At 48.5% G+C, this 21304-nt stretch carries 19 protein-coding genes; 13 read left to right on the top strand and 6 right to left on the bottom strand.

The window, feature by feature from the left end:
• Positions 1-10: 10 nt before the first annotated feature.
• On the bottom strand, positions 11-1444 hold the full coding sequence (locus O3660_RS07355; RefSeq protein ID WP_371464792.1) for a patatin-like phospholipase family protein: 1434 nt from the start codon (positions 1442-1444) through the stop codon (positions 11-13).
• A gap of 140 nt (positions 1445-1584) precedes the next feature.
• On the opposite strand from O3660_RS07355, the gene recO reads away from it, so the two are divergent.
• From recO to O3660_RS07305, 10 genes are all read left to right on the top strand, one after another.
• A complete protein-coding gene (gene recO / locus O3660_RS07350; RefSeq protein WP_371464791.1) occupies positions 1585-2328 on the top strand; it encodes a DNA repair protein RecO in 744 nt (247 codons plus the stop codon).
• A 68-nt stretch (positions 2329-2396) separates the two neighbouring features.
• The gene (gene pdxJ / locus O3660_RS07345) at positions 2397-3125 is read left to right on the top strand and encodes a pyridoxine 5'-phosphate synthase (protein ID WP_049351038.1); all 729 of its coding nucleotides are present in this window, start codon (positions 2397-2399) and stop codon (positions 3123-3125) included.
• 88 nt (positions 3126-3213) lie between these two features.
• Positions 3214-3591, top strand: a complete 378-nt coding sequence (acpS, locus tag O3660_RS07340) for a holo-ACP synthase (RefSeq protein ID WP_003686416.1) — start codon at positions 3214-3216, stop codon at positions 3589-3591.
• A 153-nt stretch (positions 3592-3744) separates the two neighbouring features.
• Positions 3745-4548: an NUDIX domain-containing protein gene (locus O3660_RS07335; protein WP_318250440.1), complete on the top strand. Its 804-nt coding sequence runs from the start codon at positions 3745-3747 to the stop codon at positions 4546-4548.
• Position 4549: 1 nt separating this feature from the next.
• Positions 4550-4972, top strand: a complete 423-nt coding sequence (locus O3660_RS07330) for a hypothetical protein (RefSeq protein ID WP_049351036.1) — start codon at positions 4550-4552, stop codon at positions 4970-4972.
• A gap of 763 nt (positions 4973-5735) precedes the next feature.
• Positions 5736-6611 carry a methylisocitrate lyase gene (gene prpB, locus O3660_RS07325; RefSeq protein ID WP_049351035.1) on the top strand — a complete coding sequence of 292 codons (876 nt, stop codon included), beginning with the start codon at positions 5736-5738 and terminating at the stop codon, positions 6609-6611.
• 84 nt (positions 6612-6695) lie between these two features.
• Complete coding sequence (gene prpC, locus O3660_RS07320) at positions 6696-7850, top strand: 2-methylcitrate synthase (RefSeq protein WP_049351034.1); 1155 nt, start codon at positions 6696-6698, stop codon at positions 7848-7850.
• A gap of 400 nt (positions 7851-8250) precedes the next feature.
• The gene (gene acnD / locus O3660_RS07315; protein WP_049351033.1) at positions 8251-10857 is read left to right on the top strand and encodes a Fe/S-dependent 2-methylisocitrate dehydratase AcnD; all 2607 of its coding nucleotides are present in this window, start codon (positions 8251-8253) and stop codon (positions 10855-10857) included.
• A 117-nt stretch (positions 10858-10974) separates the two neighbouring features.
• Positions 10975-12144: a 2-methylaconitate cis-trans isomerase PrpF gene (gene prpF / locus O3660_RS07310; protein ID WP_049351032.1), complete on the top strand. Its 1170-nt coding sequence runs from the start codon at positions 10975-10977 to the stop codon at positions 12142-12144.
• A 212-nt stretch (positions 12145-12356) separates the two neighbouring features.
• Positions 12357-13568, top strand: a complete 1212-nt coding sequence (locus O3660_RS07305) for an acetate kinase (protein ID WP_049351031.1) — start codon at positions 12357-12359, stop codon at positions 13566-13568.
• Positions 13569-13643: 75 nt separating this feature from the next.
• On the opposite strand, the gene purM is transcribed toward O3660_RS07305, so the two are convergent.
• Positions 13644-14678 carry a phosphoribosylformylglycinamidine cyclo-ligase gene (gene purM, locus O3660_RS07300; RefSeq protein WP_049351030.1) on the bottom strand — a complete coding sequence of 345 codons (1035 nt, stop codon included), beginning with the start codon at positions 14676-14678 and terminating at the stop codon, positions 13644-13646.
• 205 nt (positions 14679-14883) lie between these two features.
• On the opposite strand from purM, the gene O3660_RS07295 reads away from it, so the two are divergent.
• Both O3660_RS07295 and O3660_RS07290 read left to right on the top strand, forming a co-directional pair.
• Complete coding sequence (locus tag O3660_RS07295) at positions 14884-15954, top strand: AI-2E family transporter (RefSeq protein ID WP_049351029.1); 1071 nt, start codon at positions 14884-14886, stop codon at positions 15952-15954.
• Positions 15955-16020: 66 nt separating this feature from the next.
• Positions 16021-16737, top strand: a complete 717-nt coding sequence (locus O3660_RS07290) for an S-methyl-5'-thioinosine phosphorylase (protein ID WP_049351028.1) — start codon at positions 16021-16023, stop codon at positions 16735-16737.
• Between the two features lie 46 nt (positions 16738-16783).
• Here O3660_RS07290 and O3660_RS07285 read toward each other — a convergent pair whose 3' ends face one another.
• The 3 genes from O3660_RS07285 to O3660_RS07275 all read right to left on the bottom strand — a co-directional run bounded on the left by O3660_RS07285 (position 16784) and on the right by O3660_RS07275 (position 19158).
• Positions 16784-17278, bottom strand: a complete 495-nt coding sequence (locus tag O3660_RS07285; protein WP_049351074.1) for a hypothetical protein — start codon at positions 17276-17278, stop codon at positions 16784-16786.
• Between the two features lie 145 nt (positions 17279-17423).
• Positions 17424-17858: a hypothetical protein gene (locus tag O3660_RS07280; RefSeq protein ID WP_049351027.1), complete on the bottom strand. Its 435-nt coding sequence runs from the start codon at positions 17856-17858 to the stop codon at positions 17424-17426.
• Complete coding sequence (locus O3660_RS07275; RefSeq protein WP_049322346.1) at positions 17851-19158, bottom strand: homoserine dehydrogenase; 1308 nt, start codon at positions 19156-19158, stop codon at positions 17851-17853. Before O3660_RS07275 ends, O3660_RS07280 begins: the two co-directional genes overlap by 8 nt.
• 206 nt (positions 19159-19364) lie before the next feature.
• Here O3660_RS07275 and O3660_RS07270 point away from each other — a divergent pair, with 206 nt between their 5' ends.
• Positions 19365-19739, top strand: a complete 375-nt coding sequence (locus O3660_RS07270; protein WP_049328664.1) for an Mth938-like domain-containing protein — start codon at positions 19365-19367, stop codon at positions 19737-19739.
• Between the two features lie 376 nt (positions 19740-20115).
• Here O3660_RS07270 and O3660_RS07265 read toward each other — a convergent pair whose 3' ends face one another.
• Complete coding sequence (locus tag O3660_RS07265) at positions 20116-21294, bottom strand: zonular occludens toxin domain-containing protein (RefSeq protein ID WP_371464790.1); 1179 nt, start codon at positions 21292-21294, stop codon at positions 20116-20118.
• Between the last annotated feature and the right edge of the window lie 10 nt (positions 21295-21304).

Below are 21304 nucleotides of genomic sequence, written 5' to 3'. Positions count from 1 at the left end.
GAACAGTTTGCTACTGCTTTTCTTTTTCGTTCAATGGCTTGAACTCTTGCGCATCTAGAGGCGGGGCTGCGAAGATGGTGTCTGGATTGGGGTGTGCCGCAAATTCTGCCAGCAGGTTGCGATAGTCCAGCGACTGCTTCATCAGTTCGGCGGCGGTGCGCAGATTGTCCACATCTTCCGGCGGCAGATAGAAACTGGTCGGAATATTCAACACCTTGTCCCTCAGCTGGGATGGCGGAAGGTCTTTGAGATTCAGGCTGACGAAAGAGAAATAGATGTCTTCGTTCTGTTTGTCTTTGTTCCATTGGTCGACAAAAGCCCTGAAGCGACGCAAAGATTCTTGCGAATGTTGGTCGATCGGGATATTCACGATGGCGGAAACAACATCGCGGAAACCGGGTACGGCCGCGCTTTTATCCAAATCGCTGCTGACTTCGTTTTGGGCATTGACGTTGATGACGACAATATGGCGGATTTTGTTTTGTTTGATTTTATGCGTCAGGAGTTTTTCCGGATACATTTCCGTCATGTCCAAAAGGCTGCGCATACCCAGATTGTCGGTCAAGCCGCCGTCGATAAGGTGGATGTAGGGACGGTTTTTGCTGTCGCTGTATTTTTGGAAACGCTCGAGAAATTCTTTTCGGGTTTGCAGTTGTTTTTTACCGGCTTCGCTGTCGGAGACAATTTGCAGCGGCGGCGTGTATTGGCAATGGCCGCCGTTGTTATTGAGCGTAATCGGTGCAAACACCATAGGCACGGAGCTTGAAGCGGCAACGGCGCGGGCAAGTCGCAAGTCGGCCAAGTCGATACACATCGGGTCGAAATATTCCTGCGTGAAATTAAAACGCTCGCCTATGCCCATATCGGTGGCGGAAATGATGGCAAACGGGCCTTTGGCATTTTTTTCCAAATCGCGGAAAGTGGTTTTGCCGAAAAGGTAGTTTTCAAACTGCTCCTGTAACAGATCGCCGCGTCCGTATTCAGGCGAGGCCAGTCGGGGCAGGTTGGACATGGAAAATGCTTGTTTGACGACTTGGCGTTGGAAGTTTTGGTGTAGGAAACGTTTATAAAACAGCGGAATGGTTTCTTCACCCTTGAGTGCAAAATAAGCCGCCAAAACCGAACCGCCGGATACGCCGACCACCACATCGACATTCGACATCAAAGACTGTTTTTTGCCGCCTATGGTAATCTGCTGCTTATGAAGCTGCTCCAACACGCCATAACCCAAGGCTGCCGCGCGCGTACCGCCACCTGAGAACATCAACACAATAAGCGTATCGTCTTCGTCGTTGTGCTGAAGCCGGCTGGTCTCAAAACGATAGCCGCGTTGTAGGTCGACCGTATCAATACCGGCAACAGGCTGATATTTCACCAGCGAGCAGGCGGACAATAGGGCTGCGGAGAGCAGGGAAAGGGCGGATTTAAAAGGGAATTTCGGCATAAACATAGGAAAGTCGGTTGTTCATTCAAAACGGATTATAAAGGTTTTCAGACGGCCTTTATAGAAGGCGGACTTTCAGACGGCCTTTTTGCGTCGATTTTCCGTTATAATCGACACAATCTTTATCTTTCCAAACCCTTATGGCGCAACCAAACCGCATCAACCACGAACCTATCTTTCTGCTTGCTTCCGCCCCGTGGCGCGAGAGCAGCTTGTGGGTGGAGGCTTACAGCCGCCGTTATGGGCGGGTGGCTTTGTTGGCCAGAAGCGCGCGCAAACGGCAGAGTGAATTGCGCGGCGTGTTGGTGCCGTTTGTGCCGGTGAACGCGTCTTGGTATGGTTCGCAAGAGTTGAAGACCCTGCATCGCGCCGAATGGATAGGCGGGTGGCCGCAGCCGCAGGGCAGGGCTTTGTTCAGCGGATTGTATGTGAACGAGTTGATGCTGAAGTTGACCGTCCGCGAAGATCCGTTGCCCGAGCTTTACGATGTTTTGGCGGAAACCATGAAAACCATTTGTTGCGAGGCCAACCATATTGCCGCTTTACGCCGTTTTGAGTGGACGTTGTTGACACGCTTGGGATTTGCCCCTGATTTGTTTCATGACGGCAACGGCAATGAAATCAATGGAGAAGAAACATATTGGCTCACGGCTGAAGAAGCTGTGGTTTCCCTGGCCGAGGCCGACCGTTTCCATGCGCTCAATAAGGGCGTTGCTGTATTGGGTGCGACCTTAATCGATTTGAGGGAAGGTAGTTTCGTTCATCAGGAAAGTCTGGGGCAGGCTTTGAAAGTAACGCGGCTTTTGATTGACAACCTTCTACCCGAGGGCATCAAATCAAGACAGGTTTTGCAGCAGTTGCAGCAGTTTGGTTTGGGCAGTTGAATTTTTTCAGACGGCCTTTGATAGGTAATGACTCAGGCCGTCTGAAACCTTAAAGAAAGGACATTATTATGTTATTAGGCGTAAACATCGACCATATTGCCACCGTCCGCAATGTGCGCGGTACGATTTATCCCAGCCCTGTCGAAGCGGCACTGATTGCGGAAACCCACGGCGCAGATTTGATTACCATGCACTTGCGTGAAGACCGCCGCCATATTAAAGATGCGGATGTGTTCGCCGTTAAAAACGCCATCCGCACGCGCCTGAATTTGGAAATGGCGCTGACGGAAGAAATGCTGGAAAACGCGCTCAACGTCATGCCTGAAGATGTGTGCCTCGTGCCTGAAAAACGTCAGGAAGTGACCACTGAAGGCGGTTTGGACGTATTGGCGCAACAGGATAAAGTGGCAGAGTTTACTAAAATCCTGACCGACGCAGGCATCCGCGTGTCCTTGTTTATCGATGCCGACAACGCGCAAATCCAAGCCGCTTATGATGTCGGTGCGCCCGTTATCGAGTTGCACACCGGTGCATATGCCGATGCGCACAGCCATGCCGAGCAAATGAAACAATTCGAGCGGATTCAAAACGGCGCGCATTACGCCAGCGATTTGGGTTTGGTCGTCAACGCCGGACACGGCCTGACCATTCACAACGTTACGCCGATCGCTCAAATTCTCGCCATCCGCGAACTGAACATCGGCCATTCGCTGATTTCCCAAGCACTCTTCCTCGGCCTGCCTGAAGCTGTCCGCCAAATGAAGGAAGTCATGTTCAGAGCCAGAATGCTGCCTTAACGGCATCAGCCATACCGGCTAAGGCAATTGGCTTTGGCCGGTATCCACACTTTCAGACGGCCTGACTATTTAAACAAGGAGCAGACCCATGATTTACGGAATTGGTACAGACATTGTTTCCCTCAAACGCATTATCCGCCTGAACAAAAAATTCGGACTGGCATTTGCGCAACGCATTCTCAGCCCGGAAGAGCTGTTGGAGTTTCCACAGGCAGGCAAACCGGTCAACTATCTTGCCAAACGCTTTGCTGCCAAAGAGGCTTTTGCCAAAGCCGTCGGTACAGGCATACGCGGCGTGGTGTCTTTCCGCAATATCGGTGTCGGACATGACGCATTGGGCAAACCTGAATTATTTTTTGCACCGGCTTTGACTAAATGGCTGGAAGAACAGGGTATCCGAAGCTGCCATCTCAGTATGAGCGATGAAGAGGATACCGTCATGGCTTTTGTCATTGCGGAAAAATAAGGCTGGATTTAAGTAGTTTGAAATAGAAAATCCTTTTCAGACGGCCTGAAGGGTTAGGTATTTGTTGAAGGTCGGGCGTATAGGCCCGACATCGTTTTTGTACGTATAAATTGGCAGGTGTCACTGCCTACCGCATATAAGAATAATCTCATGATGACTGAAGACACACGTCCATTGGTGCAGGTGGTTGCCGGAATTTTGCTCGACCAAAACGGCCGCTACCTGCTCAGTTCCCGCCCTGAGGGCAAACCGTATGCCGGTTATTGGGAATTTGCCGGAGGCAAGGTTGAGGTAGGCGAAAGCGATTTTCAAGCCTTGCAACGCGAGTTTGAAGAAGAACTCGGCATCCGTATCCTTGTCGCTACGCCGTGGCTGACCAAAGTCCATTCCTACGAACACGCACATGTACGCCTGCATTTTTTATGGGTAGAAGCCGACCAATGGACAGGCGAAATCCAATCGAGGGAAGGGCAGAAATGGGCATGGCAAAAGGCAGGGGATTTTACCGTTGCGCCGATGTTGCCTGCCAATAGCGCATTGTTACGCTCCCTATCTATTCCGCGCCAGCTTCAAGGCCGTCTGAAAAGCGGCTTGAGCGGTCAAAACAGCATGGGCGAATATTATGTTGCGCCGTATCTGTCGGCTCAGCATCAAACCGCCTCTGCCGTATTGCTGGATTTTGCCGATTGGCAACAAGGCAAGCCGATAGAAGCGTCCAGCGTGTGGCCAGTCATTGAAAACGCCGAACAATGGTTGCAGGCACAAAATGCTGATGCTGTCGTTTGGAAAGTGGCGAATGAAGCGGCAGCCAAGCAAGTTGTCGATATTTTGGCGCAAGGCGTAGCTATACCGCTGATTGTGGCAGCTCCCGAAAGTATGGTTTCCATTTATCGCGAACAGTGGCAGAGCATGGGTGTGCATGCCGTTTTGACCGATAATGACATTGAGGCCGTCTGAAATGAGTAAAAATCAAAAACTACTGATTGCCGCTGTTTTACTGATTGTGTTTGCGGCGGTCAAACTGCTGCTTCTGGATTGGTGGCAGCGGCAACAGACAAAAGCGAATGTAGTCGAATGTAGTCTGACACAAGGCTGCGTCCTGCCTGACGGTTCAAAAGTGCGAGCGACCTCCATCAATACACACGATCCGTTTGATATTGTGGTGGAAAATGTGCCGAAGAATACGGGCGCGGTCAGTATCAGTTTCAGTATGAAAAACATGGACATGGGCTTCAACCGCTACAACCTGACGCAACAATCGCCGCAAAGTTGGCAGGCTGCGCAAGTCCGCTTGCCGTTTTGCGTAGAAGGCCGCCATGATTACACTGCCGACATTACCATTGGCAAACAGACTTTTCAGACGGCATTTAGTGCAGAGTAGTCATCATGCAAAGGCCGTCTGAAAATTTAAAGGCAAAATTTTTAATTTTTTCAGACGGCATATTTAAAAGTTCCTTACAAATGAATCAATTATAAATTATTTTTAGACAGATTGTTTACAATCATTCTGACTATCAGTCAAAAGTACAAAACGGACAGAAGCTAGGATACATAAGGATTTGATGTGGTATAGCCTGTCCGTTTTTTATATTTGTTGCAAAAAAATCGTTTATTAATAACTGAATTTTTTATAATTTTTTTGAAAAAAGTGTTTGACAAGACCGGTTTTATTTTTTAAATTTGTTTCCATAAATAAAAACTACATCGCACTACAAAGGAACATCATCATGAATCTGTATCAAACCACTCTCTCTTGTTATAGATTTTCTCCCATCTCTGCCGCTCCCGTCGCTGCCAGCTTATTGGCAGTCCCGACGGTCTGAAGGCTCTCAACCCGAATCCAGTTTCCGCATTCCTACGAACGCTTCGGGTTTTAAAATATCTGTATCCCCAACAGCATTCATATATTGATTAATAAAAATTAAAAAACGTATACCTCCGCTTCAGCCTTATTGTATTTATTAGTTTTGATAACTATTTGTATTTATTGATTTTAAATTTTTAGATGGTTGATGATTGAAATTTTACAGGCCGTCTGGAAACAGTTTTTAGAACGATTGTTCCTTTTTAAACGGTTCGTTTCAATTTGTGAAAAACTGAGCCGTCCGATTAATACTGAAAAAAGTCTATAAAGGAGAAATATGATGAGTCAACACTCTGCCGGAGCACGTTTCCGCCAAGCCGTGAAAGAATCAAACCCTCTTGCCGTGGTCGGTTGCGTCAATGCTTACTTTGCACGATTGGCCACTCAAAGCGGTTTCAAAGCAATCTATCTGTCTGGCGGCGGCGTGGCAGCCTGCTCTTGCGGTATCCCTGATTTGGGCATTACCACAATGGAAGACGTGCTGATCGATGCGCGACGCATTACGGACAACGTAGATACGCCTTTACTGGTGGACATCGATGTAGGTTGGGGCGGTGCATTTAACATTGCCCGTACTATTCGTAACTTTGAACGCGCTGGTGTTGCAGCGGTTCACATCGAAGATCAAGTAGCGCAAAAACGCTGCGGCCACCGTCCGAACAAAGCCATCGTTTCTAAAGATGAAATGGTCGACCGTATCAAAGCTGCCGTAGATGCGCGTGTTGATGAGAACTTCGTGATTATGGCGCGTACCGATGCGCTGGCGGTAGAAGGTTTGGATGCCGCTATCGAACGCGCTCAGGCTTGTGTCGAAGCCGGTGCGGACATGATTTTCCCTGAAGCCATGACCGATTTGAAAATGTACTGCCAATTTGCAGATGCAGTGAAAGTGCCTGTATTGGCCAACATTACCGAGTTTGGTTCTACTCCGCTTTATACCCAAAGCGAGCTGGCTGAAAACGGCGTGTCGCTGGTTCTGTATCCGCTGTCATCGTTCCGCGCAGCAAGCAAAGCCGCTCTGAATGTTTATGAAGCGATTATGCGCGATGGCACTCAAGCCGCAGTGGTTGACACTATGCAAACTCGTGCCGAATTGTATGAGCATCTGAACTATCATGCCTTCGAGCAAAAACTGGATAAATTGTTTCAAAAATAAGTAACCGCTTTCAGACGGCCTTTCAACAAATCCGCATCGGCCGTCTGAAAAATAAAACCCATAAAAATACAAAGGAGAAATACCATGACTGAAACTACTCAAACCCCAACGTTCAAACCTAAAAAATCCGTTGCGCTTTCTGGCGTTGCGGCCGGTAATACCGAATTGTGTACCGTTGGCCGTACCGGTAACGATTTGAGCTATCGCGGTTACGACATTTTGGACTTGGCACAAAAATGCGAGTTTGAAGAAGTCGCCCACCTGCTGATTCACGGTCATTTGCCCAACAAATTCGAGCTGGCCGCTTATAAAGCCAAGCTCAAATCCATGCGCGGCCTGCCTATCCGTGTGATTAAAGTTTTGGAAAGCCTGCCTGCACATACCCATCCGATGGACGTGATGCGTACCGGCGTATCCATGCTGGGCTGCGTTCATCCTGAACGTGAAAGCCATCCGGAAAGTGAAGCGCGCGACATCGCCGACAAACTGATCGCCAGCCTCGGCAGCATCCTCTTGTACTGGTATCAATATTCGCACAACGGGAAACGCATTGAAGTTGAAAGCGACGAAGAGACCATCGGCGGTCATTTCCTGCACCTGTTGCACGGCAAACGTCCAAGCGAATCACACATCAAAGCCATGCACGTTTCACTGATTCTGTATGCAGAACACGAGTTCAACGCTTCTACCTTTACCGCCCGCGTGATTGCCGGTACAGGCTCTGATATGTACTCCTGCATCACCGGCGCCATCGGCGCGCTCAAAGGTCCGAAACACGGCGGCGCAAACGAAGTGGCTTACGATATTCAAAAACGCTACCGCAATGCCGACGAAGCCGAAGCCGACATCCGTGAACGCATCGGCCGCAAGGAAATCGTGATCGGTTTCGGTCATCCGGTGTACACCATTTCCGACCCTCGCAACGTTGTCATTAAAGAAGTGGCACGCGGTTTGAGTAACGAAACCGGCGATATGCGCCTCTTTGACATTGCCGAACGCTTGGAAAGCGTGATGTGGGAAGAGAAAAAAATGTTCCCGAATCTGGACTGGTTCTCTGCCGTTTCCTACCAAAAATTGGGCGTACCGACCGCTATGTTCACACCGCTGTTCGTGATTTCCCGTACAACCGGTTGGAGCGCACACGTTCTCGAGCAACGCAAAGACGGCAAAATCATCCGTCCGAGCGCAAACTACACAGGCCCTGAAGATTTGGCATTCGTGGAGATTGAAAACCGCTAATATGCGTAACAGCAGGGTGGGCCGCCTGCCCGCCCCATCTCGAAATGCCGTTTGAAAACAATGAATAAATGATGTTTTCGTTTTTCGACGGCCTAGTGCAGTATGCGAGAGAGAGAGCCGGCCGTTTGGAAAACATGCTGCTCTGCTGTCGTCATTCCCATACAGGCAGAAATTCAAAAGGTGAAATGTTCTGCTGTAAAGAGTACTGAAAGATTTAAGTTTGGATTTCCGTCTATACGGGAATGATGGTAGCGGAGCAGCAATTTTTTTTCATACCGCGAATAGATTTCAGACAACAAGCAATAAAACAGAATTTATGATTTCAGACGGCCTGAAGGTCCGAATCAACAGGCCGTCTGAAACCTCAAACCAAAAAAATAATAGATTTAGGAGAACCGACATGACTGCCAACCAACGCTACCGCAAAGCTTTGCCCGGTACGGATTTGGAATATTACGACGCGCGTCAGGCGTGTGAAGACATCAAACCAGGCTCTTACGACAAGCTGCCGTACACAAGCCGCATCTTGGCGGAGAACTTGGTCAACCGCGCAGACAAAGTCGACTTGCCTACGCTGCAAAGCTGGCTGGGCCAGCTGATTGAGGGAAAACAGGAAATCGACTTTCCTTGGTATCCGGCACGCGTGGTGTGTCACGATATTCTGGGTCAGACAGCGTTGGTAGATTTGGCAGGCCTGCGTGATGCGATTGCAGAAAAAGGCGGTGATCCTTCCAAAGTGAATCCTGTGGTGCAAACCCAGCTTATCGTCGACCACTCTCTGGCCGTTGAATGCGGCGGCTACGATCCTGATGCCTTCCGTAAAAACCGTGAAATCGAAGATCGACGCAACGAAGACCGTTTCCACTTCATCAACTGGACAAAAACTGCATTTGAAAATGTGGACGTGATTCCTGCAGGCAACGGCATTATGCACCAAATCAACTTGGAAAAAATGTCGCCCGTTGTCCAAGTCAAAAACGGTGTAGCGTTCCCTGATACCTGTGTCGGTACAGATTCACATACGCCGCACGTCGATTCATTGGGCGTGATTTCCGTAGGCGTGGGCGGTTTGGAAGCCGAAACCGTAATGTTGGGTCGTGCATCCATGATGCGTCTGCCTGATATTGTCGGCGTTGAGCTGACCGGCAAACGCCAGCCGGGCATTACTGCCACCGACATTGTGTTGGCACTGACCGAATTCTTGCGTAAAGAGCGCGTGGTTGGCGCATTTGTCGAATTTTTCGGTGAGGGCGCAAGAAGTTTGTCCATCGGCGACCGCGCGACCATTTCCAACATGACGCCGGAGTTCGGTGCGACTGCCGCGATGTTCGCTATTGATGAGCAAACCATTGATTATTTGAAACTGACCGGTCGTGACGACGCGCAAGTGAAATTGGTAGAAATCTACGCCAAAACCGCAGGCTTGTGGGCAGATGCCTTGAAAACCGCCGTTTATCCTCGCGTATTGAAATTTGATTTGAGCAGCGTAACGCGCAATATGGCAGGCCCAAGTAACCCGCATGCCCGTTTTGCGACTGCCGATTTGGCCAGCAAAGGCTTGGCTAAACCTTATGAAGAGCCTTCAGATGGCCTCATGCCTGACGGTGCAGTGATTATTGCCGCGATTACTTCGTGTACCAATACTTCCAATCCGCGCAACGTTGTCGCCGCCGCACTGTTGGCACGCAATGCCAACCGCCTCGGTTTGAAACGCAAACCTTGGGTGAAATCTTCGTTTGCCCCGGGCTCAAAAGTAGCCGAAATCTATTTGAAAGAAGCAGGCCTGCTGCCCGAAATGGAAAAACTCGGCTTCGGCATCGTCGCCTTTGCCTGCACCACCTGCAACGGCATGAGCGGCGCGCTCGACCCGAAAATCCAGCAGGAAATCATAGACCGCGATTTGTACGCTACCGCCGTATTGTCAGGCAACCGAAACTTCGACGGCCGTATCCATCCGTATGCGAAACAGGCTTTCCTCGCTTCGCCTCCGTTGGTCGTTGCCTACGCGCTGGCAGGCAGCATCCGTTTCGATATTGAAAACGACGTACTCGGCGTTGCAGACGGCAAAGAAATCCGCCTGAAAGATATTTGGCCTACCGATGAAGAAATCGATGCCATCGTTGCCGAATATGTGAAACCGCAACAATTCCGCGACGTTTATATCCCGATGTTCGACACCGGCACAGCGCAAAAAGCACCAAGCCCGCTGTACGACTGGCGTCCAATGTCCACCTATATCCGCCGCCCACCTTACTGGGAAGGCGCACTGGCAGGGGAACGCACATTGAGCGGTATGCGTCCGCTGGCGATTTTGCCCGATAACATCACCACCGACCATCTCTCACCGTCCAATGCGATTTTGGCCAGCAGTGCCGCAGGTGAATATTTGGCAAAAATGGGTTTGCCTGAAGAAGACTTCAACTCTTACGCAACCCACCGCGGCGACCACTTGACCGCCCAACGCGCAACCTTCGCCAATCCGAAACTGTTTAACGAAATGGTGAGAAACGAAGACGGCAGCGTACGCCAAGGTTCGCTGGCACGCGTTGAACCTGAAGGTCAAGTGATGCGTATGTGGGAAGCCATCGAAACCTATATGAACCGCAAACAGCCGCTCATCATTATTGCCGGTGCAGACTACGGTCAAGGCTCAAGCCGCGACTGGGCTGCAAAAGGCGTACGCCTCGCCGGCGTGGAAGCGATTGTTGCCGAAGGCTTCGAGCGTATCCACCGCACCAACTTGATCGGTATGGGCGTGTTGCCGCTGCAGTTCAAACCGGGTACCAACCGCCACACCCTGCAACTGGACGGTACGGAAACCTACGACGTTGTCGGCGAACGCACACCGCGCTGCGACCTGACCCTCGTGATTCACCGTAAAACCGGCGAAACTGTCGAAGTTCCGGTTACCTGCCGCCTCGATACTGCAGAAGAAGTATTGGTATATGAAGCCGGTGGCGTGTTGCAACGTTTCGCACAAGACTTTTTAGAAGGAAATGCAGCGTAAGGTAAATCGGGTATCGTCAAAATGCCCGGGCTACGCTCAAAAAGGTTTTCAGACGGCCTCGAATGTTTGAGGGGTCGTCTGAAAAAACCATACTAGAAATACAAAGGAGAACTCGAAATGCCGCAAATTAAAATTCCAGCCGTTTACTACCGCGGCGGTACATCTAAAGGCATTTTCTTCAAACGTACCGATCTGCCGGCTGCTGCGCAGGAAGCAGACGAGGCACGCGACAAAATCCTCTTGCGCGTACTCGGCAGCCCAGACCCTTACGGCAAACAGATTGACGGTTTGGGTAACGCCAGTTCATCCACCAGCAAAGCCGTGATTTTGGACAAATCCGAACGCGCCGATCACGATGTCGATTATTTGTTCGGACAAGTTTCCATCGACAAACCTTTTGTCGATTGGAGCGGCAACTGCGGCAATCTGACCGCCGCCGTGGGCGCATTTGCCATCGAGCAAGGCTTGGTCGATAAATCCAAAATCCCTTCAGACGGCCTGTGTACCGTCAAAATCTGGCAGAAAAACATCGGAAAAACCATTATTGCCCATGTACCGATGCAAAACGGCGCAGTTTTGGAAACAGGCGATTTCGAGCTTGACGGCGTAACGTTTCCGGCTGCCGAAGTACAAATCGAATTTTTAGATCCGGCCGATGGCGAAGGCAGTATGTTCCCAACCGGCAATTTGGTCGATGAAATTGATGTGCCGAATATAGGCCGTCTGAAAGCCACGCTTATCAATGCCGGTATTCCAACCATTTTCCTGAATGCCGCAGATTTGGGCTATACAGGCAAAGAGTTGCAAGACGACATCAACAACGATGCCGCAGCCCTGGAAAAATTTGAAACCATCCGCGCATATGGCGCGCTGAAAATGGGTTTGATCAGCGACGTATCCGAAGCCGCCACCCGCGCCCATACTCCGAAAGTCGCTTTTGTCGCCCCTGCGGCCGATTACACCGCTTCAAGCGGTAAAAACGTCAAAGCTGCCGACATCGACTTATTGGTACGCGCGCTGAGCATGGGCAAATTGCACCACGCCATGATGGGCACCGCTTCAGTTGCCATCGCTACCGCCGCCGCCGTGCCCGGAACGCTGGTCAACCTTGCAGCCGGAGGCGGAGCGCGTAAAGAAGTCCGCTTCGGTCATCCATCAGGTACGCTGCGTGTAGGTGCCGCCGCTGAATGTCAGGATGGGCAATGGACGGCTACCAAAGCAGTTATGAGCCGTAGCGCACGCGTGATTATGGAAGGACAAGTCCGAGTGCCGGAAGATTGCTTTTAAGTTTTCAGACGGCCACGCCATTAAACAAGGCCGTCTGAAAACCAAATAAGCAGATTTTAGTTGGGTAGCGATACCTGCAATGGAGATTAGGATTGGGCATGAAGCCTGACTAAACACCAAACCAAAGGCAATCTGGAAAGCTCTCAAATGTTTTTGCTCTTTTCAGACGGCCTGAAGCCAAAAAAACAATTAAAATTCAAAGGAGAAACACCATGTCCGACCAACTCATCCTCGTTCTGAACTGCGGCAGCTCCTCGCTCAAAGGCGCCGTTATCGACCGCAAAAGCGGCAGCGTCGTCCTAAGTTGCCTTGGCGAACGCCTGACCACGCCCGAAGCCGTCATCACTTTCAACAAAGACGGCAACAAACGCCAAGTTCCCCTGACCGGCCGTAACTGCCACGCCGGTGCAGTGGGTATGCTGTTGAACGAACTGGAAAAACACGGCTTGCACGACCGCATCAAAGCCATCGGCCACCGCATCGCCCACGGCGGCGAAAAATATCACGAGTCTGTCCTCATCGACCAAGACGTCCTTGACGAACTGAAAGCCTGCATCCCGCTCGCCCCGCTGCATAACCCTGCCAATATCAACGGCATTTTGGCTGCGCAAGAGCACTTCCCGGGTCTGCCTAATGTCGGCGTGATGGATACTTCATTCCACCAAACCATGCCGGAGCGCGCCTACACTTATGCCGTTCCGCGCGAATTGCGTAAAAAATACGCCTTCCGCCGCTACGGTTTCCACGGTACCAGTATGCGTTACGTTGCCCCTGAAGCCGCACGCATCTTGGGCAAACCGTTGGAAGAGATCCGCATGATTATTGCCCACTTAGGCAACGGCGCATCCATTACCGCCATCAAAAACGGCAAATCCGTTGACACCAGTATGGGCTTCACGCCGATCGAAGGTTTGGTAATGGGTACGCGCTGCGGCGACATCGACCCGGGCGTATACAGCTATCTGACTTCACACGCCGGTTTGGATGTTGCCCAAGTTGATGAAATGCTGAACAAAAAATCAGGCTTGCTCGGTATTTCCGAACTCTCCAACGACTGCCGTTCTTTGGAAATCGCCGCGGATGAAGGTCATGAAGGCGCACGTTTGGCTTTGGAAGTCATGACTTACCGCCTTGCCAAATATATTGCTTCGATGGCTGTGGCTTGTGGCGGCGTTGACGCGCTTGTGTTTACCGGCGGTATCGGCGAAAACTCGCGTAATATCCGTGCCAAAACCGTTTCCTACTTGGATTTCTTAGGTCTGCACATCGACACCAAAGCCAATATGGACAAACGCTACGGCAACTCCGGTATCATCAGCCCGACAGGTTCTATGCCGGCTGTTTTGGTTGTTCCAACCAATGAAGAGCTGATGATTGCCCACGATACGGCTCAGTTGGCCGGTTTTATGGAAGAAGCAGGCTAGGGCGGAGATTTGCTTAGACCATAAACAATAAAAAAGTGCGGATTCATTATCCGCACTTTTTTAATTACATCTTAATCAAGCCACTTGGGTTTGATGTTCGTCGCCATTGCGCTCACGAACTGCGCCCAAACGGTAAACGGTTTCGCCTTGTTCGCTCAAGAATGCCTGTACTGCATCGGCATCTTCTTTGGCAATGATAACAACCATGCCGATACCGCAGTTGAAGGTACGGTACATTTCTTGGGTTTCCACATTGCCTGCTTTTTGCAGCCATTGGAACAGTTTAGGCAATTCCCACGCTTTGGCATCGATTTGTGCAACGGTATTTTCAGGCAAAACGCGAGGTACGTTTTCGGTAATACCACCGCCGGTAATATGGGCCATGCCTTTAATGGTGAATTTTTCCAAAGCGGCAAGGATAGGTTTTACATACAGGCGGGTAGGGGCGATGATGGCTTCGCGCAAGGTTTTGCCGTTGTCGAATTCCGCATCCAAATCGGGGTCGTCGCGCTCGATGATTTTGCGTACCAAAGAGTAGCCGTTGGAGTGTGCGCCGTTGGAAGCCAAGCCCAAAACAACGTCTCCGGCCTGAATGCTGCGGCCGTTGATGACGCGTTCTTTTTCAACCACGCCGACAGCAAAACCGGCCAAGTCGTATTCGCCTTCGGGATACATGCCCGGCATTTCGGCAGTTTCACCGCCAATCAAAGCGCAACCGGATTCTTCGCAGCCTTGGGCAATGCCTTTAATCACATCAGTCGCGCGGGCAACATCCAGCTTGCCGCAAGCGAAATAGTCCAAGAAGAACAAAGGTTCAGCACCTTGAACCAAAATGTCGTTGACGCTCATGGCAACCAAATCGATACCGACAGTATCGTGTTTATCCCAGTCGAATGCCAGTTTCAGCTTGGTGCCGACGCCGTCCGTACCGGAAACCAATACCGGATTTTTGTATTTTTTGCCGATTTCGACCAAAGCGCCGAAACCGCCCAAATCACCCAACACTTCAGGGCGCATTGTACGCTTGGCAAAAGGTTTGATGTTTTCGACCAGTTGATCGCCTGCGTCGATATCCACGCCTGCGTCACGATAGCTCAAAGAAGTGCTCATTGGATTTCCTTATTCGGGTATGGGGGTAGATTGTCGGAGCGTATTTTATCTTAAATTGGAGGATTCAGGCTGAATTTTTTGGCATTATTGTCAACAATTTTTATTTTATCTTAATAGCCGTCTCACTTTCAGACGGCCTTTGTGAATCTGTTATACTGCTTATTGATTTTGAAAACCTTAAGCATCAACTGGGGAACACCTTTTTATGTATCAAAAGAAAACGCGCGGCGCAAAACCGTGGATTATTATGGCTTGCGTCATCGCAGCCTTTATTTGGCTTTTATATGCTTTGGGCGATGTTTTGACGCCGTTTATTGTGGCCGCCGTTTTGGCCTATGTTTTGAATCCCTTGGTCGAGTGGCTGCAATTGAAGCGTATCCGCCGCGCGCCGGCCTCTATGATTATTATGGCGTTTGCCTTACTGGTATTGCTGTCGTTGGTACTGATTATCGTACCTATGTTGTTGAACCAGTTTAACAATCTGGCCGAACGCCTGCCGCAAATCGTGGGCTTTGTTCAAAACAAACTGCTACCGTGGCTCAACAGCATCAGTGGGGATTATATTCAAATCGATCAAGAATCAATCATCGCATGGTTGCAGTCGCATACGGATGAATTGAGTAATACGCTCAAAGCATGGATTCCGACCTTGATGCGTCAAAGCGGCAACGTGATCAGCGGCGTCAGCAATTTGGTGTTGTTGCCTTTGTTGCTGTATTACTTCTTGTTGGATTGGAAACGCTGGTCTTCCGGAGTCAGCAAACTGGTTCCGCGTCGTTTTATCGAGACCTACACGCGTATCAGCGGCAATATGGATGAAGTTTTGGGCGAGTTTCTGCGCGGCCAGCTGATGGTTATGATGATTATGGGCTTGGTTTATGGCTTGGGCTTGATGCTGGTCGGTTTGGATTCCGGCTTTGCCATCGGTATGATTGCCGGTATTTTGGTATTTATTCCGTATTTGGGCGCATTTACCGGCCTTTTACTGGCGACAGTTGCCGCGCTTTTGCAATATGGCTCATGGCAGGGTTTGTTGATGGTCTGGGCTGTATTCGGTGTCGGCCAATTCTTGGAAAGCTTTTTCATTACGCCTAAAATCGTCGGCGACCGTATTGGTTTGTCTCCGTTCTGGGTGATTTTCTCGTTGATGGCTTTCGGACAGCTGATGGGTTTTGTCGGTATGCTTGCCGGCCTGCCGCTTGCCGCCGTAACATTGGTTTTATTGCGTGAAGGCGCATCTGCCTATTTCGGCAGCCATTTCTACAAACATAAATAAATCAATAATATTAAGGCCGTCTGAAATCCAAGTTTCAGACGGCCATTGATAACAAAGGAAGTCTATATGTTAGCCATTATCGGCGGCAGCGGTTTGACCAAACTGCCGGAACTTGAAATTACTGAGCGAAAAATCGTACGCACTCCATACGGCTTAACCAGCAGCCCTATTTTGTTCGGCAGGTTGGGGCGCTTGGATATTGTTTTCCTCGCCCGACACGGCTTTAGCCATACCATCGCGCCGCATGAAATCAACTACCGAGCCAATATCTGGGCGTTACACTCTTTAGGCGTCGAAAACATCATTGCCATTTCTTCAGTCGTCGGTATCAATCCCGATTTTGAAAACGGCAGTCTGGTGTTGCCGGACGATTTGATCGACTATACCTATGGCCGTAAAGATACTTTTTTTGAAGGCCAAGAATGTCCGGTTGTCCATACCGATTTTTTCAACCCTTATTGCGATGAATTACGACAAGAATTGTTGAATATCACGAAAGCGCACAATGTGCCGATTTACGACTCTGCCGTTTATGGCTGCCTGCAAGGCCCACGCCGTCCAACTCGTGCAGAAATCGCCCGTTATCGGCGTGACGGCGTAGATGTACTTGGGATGACCGGCATGCCCGAAGCCGTTTTGGCCAAAGAGTTGAAAATGGCCTATGCCCACTTTTGCAGCGTCAGCAGCATTGATTGCTTTGATAGCGGAGTAGGGACTGTGGGCTGTAATGAACAGACTTCTATGACGATGACCAAAATCCGACAATTATTGAATGGTTTGTAACTGATAATGCCGTCTGAAATGATGTTTTCAGACGGCATTGTTTTATTTAAGAAGCCGTTTCACGCGCCCAATGGGGTAGGGAGGCTGTTTGTTTGCGGAACGAAGCAAGTTGCATGCCCCGACATTTTTCAAAAATCAATTCGACCCCGCTTTGTAGCTGTAAAATCAAATTGGTATGCGTTTCCGTTTTAATAAAGTCAATATTGCGTTGTACCAAGCGCTGAATGACAGCGTATACATCAAGGCAGCCATTTGCAAAAAACCACGGATTCAACTTTACCCAACGGCCGCCGCTTAATGCAGCATCAGGCTGAAAATCAGCACGAATCTGTGTTAAACGATTGTCGAAGAAATGCAGTTCGATATCGCCATAAAGCCAAATATTCCAGCCTTTTTGCACCAACAAGCCTTTAGGGACGCAATCAGGCGCAGGAAACATCTGCAAAATGGACTCTGCCGATTGTCCGATTTCCAGATAGTCAAATCGGCCGGTATACAAAAAATCATAAATATCAACGGCAATAGGAAAGTGGTAGCGCATGGCAACAACCATAGAAAAGCAATTAACCAAGCTATCTTAAACTTAAACAATAATGAAATCAATTCTTATTACTATTTATTTAATATAAGAAAGGCCGTCTGGAATTTCAGACGGCCTTGTATATTTAGTTTAAATCGATATTGGTTTACTCAGCCTTTAAATCAGTCACGCATTGCTTATCGCGTGCCTCAAAAGCTTCCGCGCCACCCAAGAGCTTGAGCTGCTCCTCAGGGCTGATTTTGCCGAAGTTTCGGATTTGCTCGTCAGAGAGTTTGCTTAAAGGCTGATCCCACATGCAGACACAATAGTCTTGAGCCAATTTCTCGTTTTGCGCATCCAAACCTTTTGCTTTCAAATCAGCTTGCCATTTCTCAGCAAAAGGAATGTTTTTCACGCAAGATTCCACCACATTTTGTTTCATCTGCGGCTTGTTCATCGCGCATTGTGAGAGCAGGGCGGTCAGAGCCAGCAAAGACAAAATAATCCATGCCCAAATGCGGATGGTGCGGATTTTTGCCTTGGCTTTTTTTCTGGCCGCCAGTTGCTCTTCAGACGGCCTTTCCGTTTGTTGCTCAGTCATGCAGGCTTTCCATGCGGATCATGGTGATCGGAGCATCCACGCAGCTCAGCGCTTCAATCGCTGCGATAGCGCGTTTGACATTGTGTTCCACTGTGGTGTGGGTCAGAATTACGATTTCAGCAGTGCTTTGATTAATCACGCCTTTTTGAATCAGAGCCTCGATAGAAACATTTTCTTTGGCCAAGAGTGCGGCAATTTGACCCAAAGTGCCCGGTTCGTCAGTTGCTTGAACGCGCAAATAGTAGCTGCTGGTAATTTCATCCATAGGCAGAATATTTTGCGCTTGAACTTGTGAAGGCTGGAATGCCAAGTGAGGAACACGATGGTCAGTTTCCGCTTCAATCAGGCGGGCGATATCAATAATGTCTGCAACCACGGCAGAAGCAGTCGGCAATGCACCGGCGCCCGCACCATAATACAAGGTTTCTCCAACCATATCGGCATTGACACGGACAGCATTCATCACGCCATTAACGTTGGCCAGCAGACGGCTTTCAGGAATCAGAGTAGGGTGTACACGCAACTCGATGCCTTTGTCGGTTTTACGGGTAATACCCAACAATTTGATGCGATAGCCAAACTCTTCAGCGTATTTGATATCGCGACTATCGAGTTTGCTGATGCCTTCCAAATAGCAGGCAGAAAAGTTCATCGGTGTACCGAATGCCAATGCGCTCATGATGGTGATTTTATGGCCGGCATCATGACCTTCGATATCAAAAGTGGGGTCAGCTTCTGCATAGCCCAAAGCCTGAGCTTCTTTCAATACGTCTGCAAACGCGCTGCCTTTTTCACGCATTTCAGTAAGAATAAAGTTGCTGGTACCATTAATAATACCGGCGATACTGCGAATTTGGTTTGCAGCCAATCCTTCACGCAAAGCCTTGATGATAGGGATACCGCCGGCAACAGCAGCTTCAAATTGCACCATGACATTTTTTTCTTCTGCCAAAGGGAAAATTTCATTGCCGTATTCAGCTAACAGTTTTTTATTGGCAGTAACAATGTGTTTGCCGTTTTCAATCGCTTTTAATACCGCATCTTTGGCAATACCGGTACCGCCAAACAATTCAACAACGACATCAACATCTTGATGTTGAACTAGCTCAAACGGATCTTTGATAAAAGCAGCATTCGGGCAAATTTGTTTGGCTTTTTCTTCGCTCAAATCACAAACAGCAGAAATACGGACTTCACGTCCCAAGCGACGGCTGATTTCCGCAGCGTTGTCCTGCAATACAGTGGCCGTACCGCCACCAACTGTACCCAAACCTAAAAGACCGATATTTACTGGCTTCATTGTGTCTCCTTTTGAGCCGATACTTTAAAATAATCACGAAAAACCAAGGCTTGTTATAATCGCTTGCAATCGTAAATTCAGAGCAAAGCATCAATGCACAAGGTCAAACGTTGAATCCTACCTGATATTGCTTGATTTTGCACCTTTTTTTGCAAGGTTTCCCAAGGCCGTCTGAAAATCGTTCTACCATAAAAACAGGAATTGCCATGAAAATCACAGAAAACCATATTGATGAAACCGCATCATTTTTTTCATCCTCACAAGGCATATTGCAAATCGGTGAACAAACATACTCAGAACCCATTTGCTGGCAAAATGGCAAAGTGAGCATCATTCCTCAAACAACCATCGAAGAATTAAACGAACAAATTTTTATATCAGCAATTGAAACAGCAGAAAACCGTCCAGAAGTCATTATCATAGGTACAGGAGCAAAACAAAAATTTCTGCATCCCAAAATTGCTGCAGCCTTATCAGCCTACGGAATCGGCTTCGAATGCATGAACACAGCCTCAGCTTGCCGAACTTTAGTTTTACTGCAAGGAGAAGGACGAAGCACATGGGCTTGGTTGTGGCCATAATCTGTAGAAAAGACTATTGCATCACACTAGTCTAAGTTCGCATAATTTGTCGTTTCGTCAAATTTTCCTAAAACTACAAATTCTTTTTTTGCCTTCGGCGACGTTCGCCACGTGGCAGGGGGGCAGGAAATAAAACCCTTCCTGCCCACCTACCACAAGCGTGATTTTGTGCTTTAAAGAGTAAAGGGGGTATTCATAAAGATTGGGCAAAAAGCACGCCCAATCTTTACAAACCTTCCCCCTTGACTCTTTAAATCCCAATTCCTTAAAAACAAAGGTCGTCTGAATTTCAAACGACCTTTTATATTAACGAAAATTTAGCCTGGAAAAACTCAAGTCACTGAAAATGATTTAAAAAAACATCATTCAATTTAAATCAATTACTAGAGCCAACCACACCGCCACGCGCTGCAAACTGTTGACCCGCTTCAACGTATCCATCATACATCAAATTTTGAGGGCTTTTCCCACCTAAAGATACAATCTGACCGCTTTCGGCTGTTGACGGCTGAATTTGACGGTTTTGGGCGTATTCGCGGGGCTGTTCCTTGTATGGATTAAAGGGCAAGCCATTTTTCACGTATTCATTGCAAGTTTTTTTGTCTATCTCTTTTATGACTGTTCCTTGATAGCTATAACAAGAGCAACCCGACACGCCGCCTGAAATACATGCTACAGGATATTCAAGCTGTTTCACCTGTCTGATATTGTCATAAAGCGGTTTTGACTCGACCATGCCTTCTATTTTTGGCTCAAGCATTTCTTTCGTCAGGTTTTTATTCTGATTCTGCGATATTTGATGACCTATTTCACGAGCAGACGCCGCCGACCCCTGTTCAGCCGTCTTTTTGACCGTTTCGGAAGCTACAACAGATTTTTCAGACACTGACGAAACATCTTCAGACGGTGCGCCCAAACCTGTTAAAAGTTTGAAACCCCAATACGCCGTTATTCCGAATACTATAATAGATATAGGTATGACCCACAAAACACGACTTTTCGGCGTTTGAACTTTGGTATGAATCTCAGCCGACTTATACAAAGAGAATGCCTTTTTATCTAACTTGTACACTTCAGCACGAGCATTTTTCATATCGACTTTAGGATTATTGGCGCAATAATCCCAAAAATAACGCATACGGACACCAAGCGGCGTTTTATGTATATGATAGTGAGCTCCAACCAAATCGCGTACATGTTTATCAATCCTACCCGGCATTTGAGTTATCAAAATAATATCAATACCAGAATGCCTATGGATATGAAGCCATTCAATTAATTCAGGCGTTTTTGAACCAGCAGAGCGGGGCGGAAAAACGTTTTGTGCTTCGTCAATAATCACCACAGAACCATGATTTTCAGGATACTTAAGCCAAACATGCATATCTTTAATATCATGACCTTCAGGAATTTTTTCCGTCTTTATCGTCAATTCTGGAATGCCTTCAATAAAAATTTTTCTATTCGCCCATTCCTTTTTTACTTTTTTTGCCAAATCCGAAACAACCGACAAAGTTTTTCCAGATCCTGGAACGCCTGTAATCAAAGTAATCATTTTTTTTCCT

The organism is Neisseria sp. 27098_8_139 (genome assembly GCF_041433195.1).
GTDB classification, from domain to species: Bacteria; Pseudomonadota; Gammaproteobacteria; order Burkholderiales; family Neisseriaceae; genus Neisseria; species Neisseria subflava.
This window is presented reverse-complemented; position numbering and strand designations above follow the sequence as displayed.

Bases quoted from the DNA above. Each gene is read 5' to 3' on its own strand.
- O3660_RS07355 (WP_371464792.1), bottom strand. From the start codon at position 1,444: ATGCCGAAATTCCCTTTTAAATCCGCCCTTTCCCTGCTCTCCGCAGCC.
- recO (WP_371464791.1), top strand. From the start codon at position 1,585: ATGGCGCAACCAAACCGCATCAACCACGAACCTATCTTTCTGCTTGCT.
- pdxJ (WP_049351038.1), top strand. From the start codon at position 2,397: ATGTTATTAGGCGTAAACATCGACCATATTGCCACCGTCCGCAATGTG.
- acpS (WP_003686416.1), top strand. From the start codon at position 3,214: ATGATTTACGGAATTGGTACAGACATTGTTTCCCTCAAACGCATTATC.
- O3660_RS07335 (WP_318250440.1), top strand. From the start codon at position 3,745: ATGACTGAAGACACACGTCCATTGGTGCAGGTGGTTGCCGGAATTTTG.
- O3660_RS07330 (WP_049351036.1), top strand. From the start codon at position 4,550: ATGAGTAAAAATCAAAAACTACTGATTGCCGCTGTTTTACTGATTGTG.
- prpB (WP_049351035.1), top strand. From the start codon at position 5,736: ATGAGTCAACACTCTGCCGGAGCACGTTTCCGCCAAGCCGTGAAAGAA.
- prpC (WP_049351034.1), top strand. From the start codon at position 6,696: ATGACTGAAACTACTCAAACCCCAACGTTCAAACCTAAAAAATCCGTT.
- acnD (WP_049351033.1), top strand. From the start codon at position 8,251: ATGACTGCCAACCAACGCTACCGCAAAGCTTTGCCCGGTACGGATTTG.
- prpF (WP_049351032.1), top strand. From the start codon at position 10,975: ATGCCGCAAATTAAAATTCCAGCCGTTTACTACCGCGGCGGTACATCT.
- O3660_RS07305 (WP_049351031.1), top strand. From the start codon at position 12,357: ATGTCCGACCAACTCATCCTCGTTCTGAACTGCGGCAGCTCCTCGCTC.
- purM (WP_049351030.1), bottom strand. From the start codon at position 14,678: ATGAGCACTTCTTTGAGCTATCGTGACGCAGGCGTGGATATCGACGCA.
- O3660_RS07295 (WP_049351029.1), top strand. From the start codon at position 14,884: ATGTATCAAAAGAAAACGCGCGGCGCAAAACCGTGGATTATTATGGCT.
- O3660_RS07290 (WP_049351028.1), top strand. From the start codon at position 16,021: ATGTTAGCCATTATCGGCGGCAGCGGTTTGACCAAACTGCCGGAACTT.
- O3660_RS07285 (WP_049351074.1), bottom strand. From the start codon at position 17,278: ATGCGCTACCACTTTCCTATTGCCGTTGATATTTATGATTTTTTGTAT.
- O3660_RS07280 (WP_049351027.1), bottom strand. From the start codon at position 17,858: ATGACTGAGCAACAAACGGAAAGGCCGTCTGAAGAGCAACTGGCGGCC.
- O3660_RS07275 (WP_049322346.1), bottom strand. From the start codon at position 19,158: ATGAAGCCAGTAAATATCGGTCTTTTAGGTTTGGGTACAGTTGGTGGC.
- O3660_RS07270 (WP_049328664.1), top strand. From the start codon at position 19,365: ATGAAAATCACAGAAAACCATATTGATGAAACCGCATCATTTTTTTCA.
- O3660_RS07265 (WP_371464790.1), bottom strand. From the start codon at position 21,294: ATGATTACTTTGATTACAGGCGTTCCAGGATCTGGAAAAACTTTGTCG.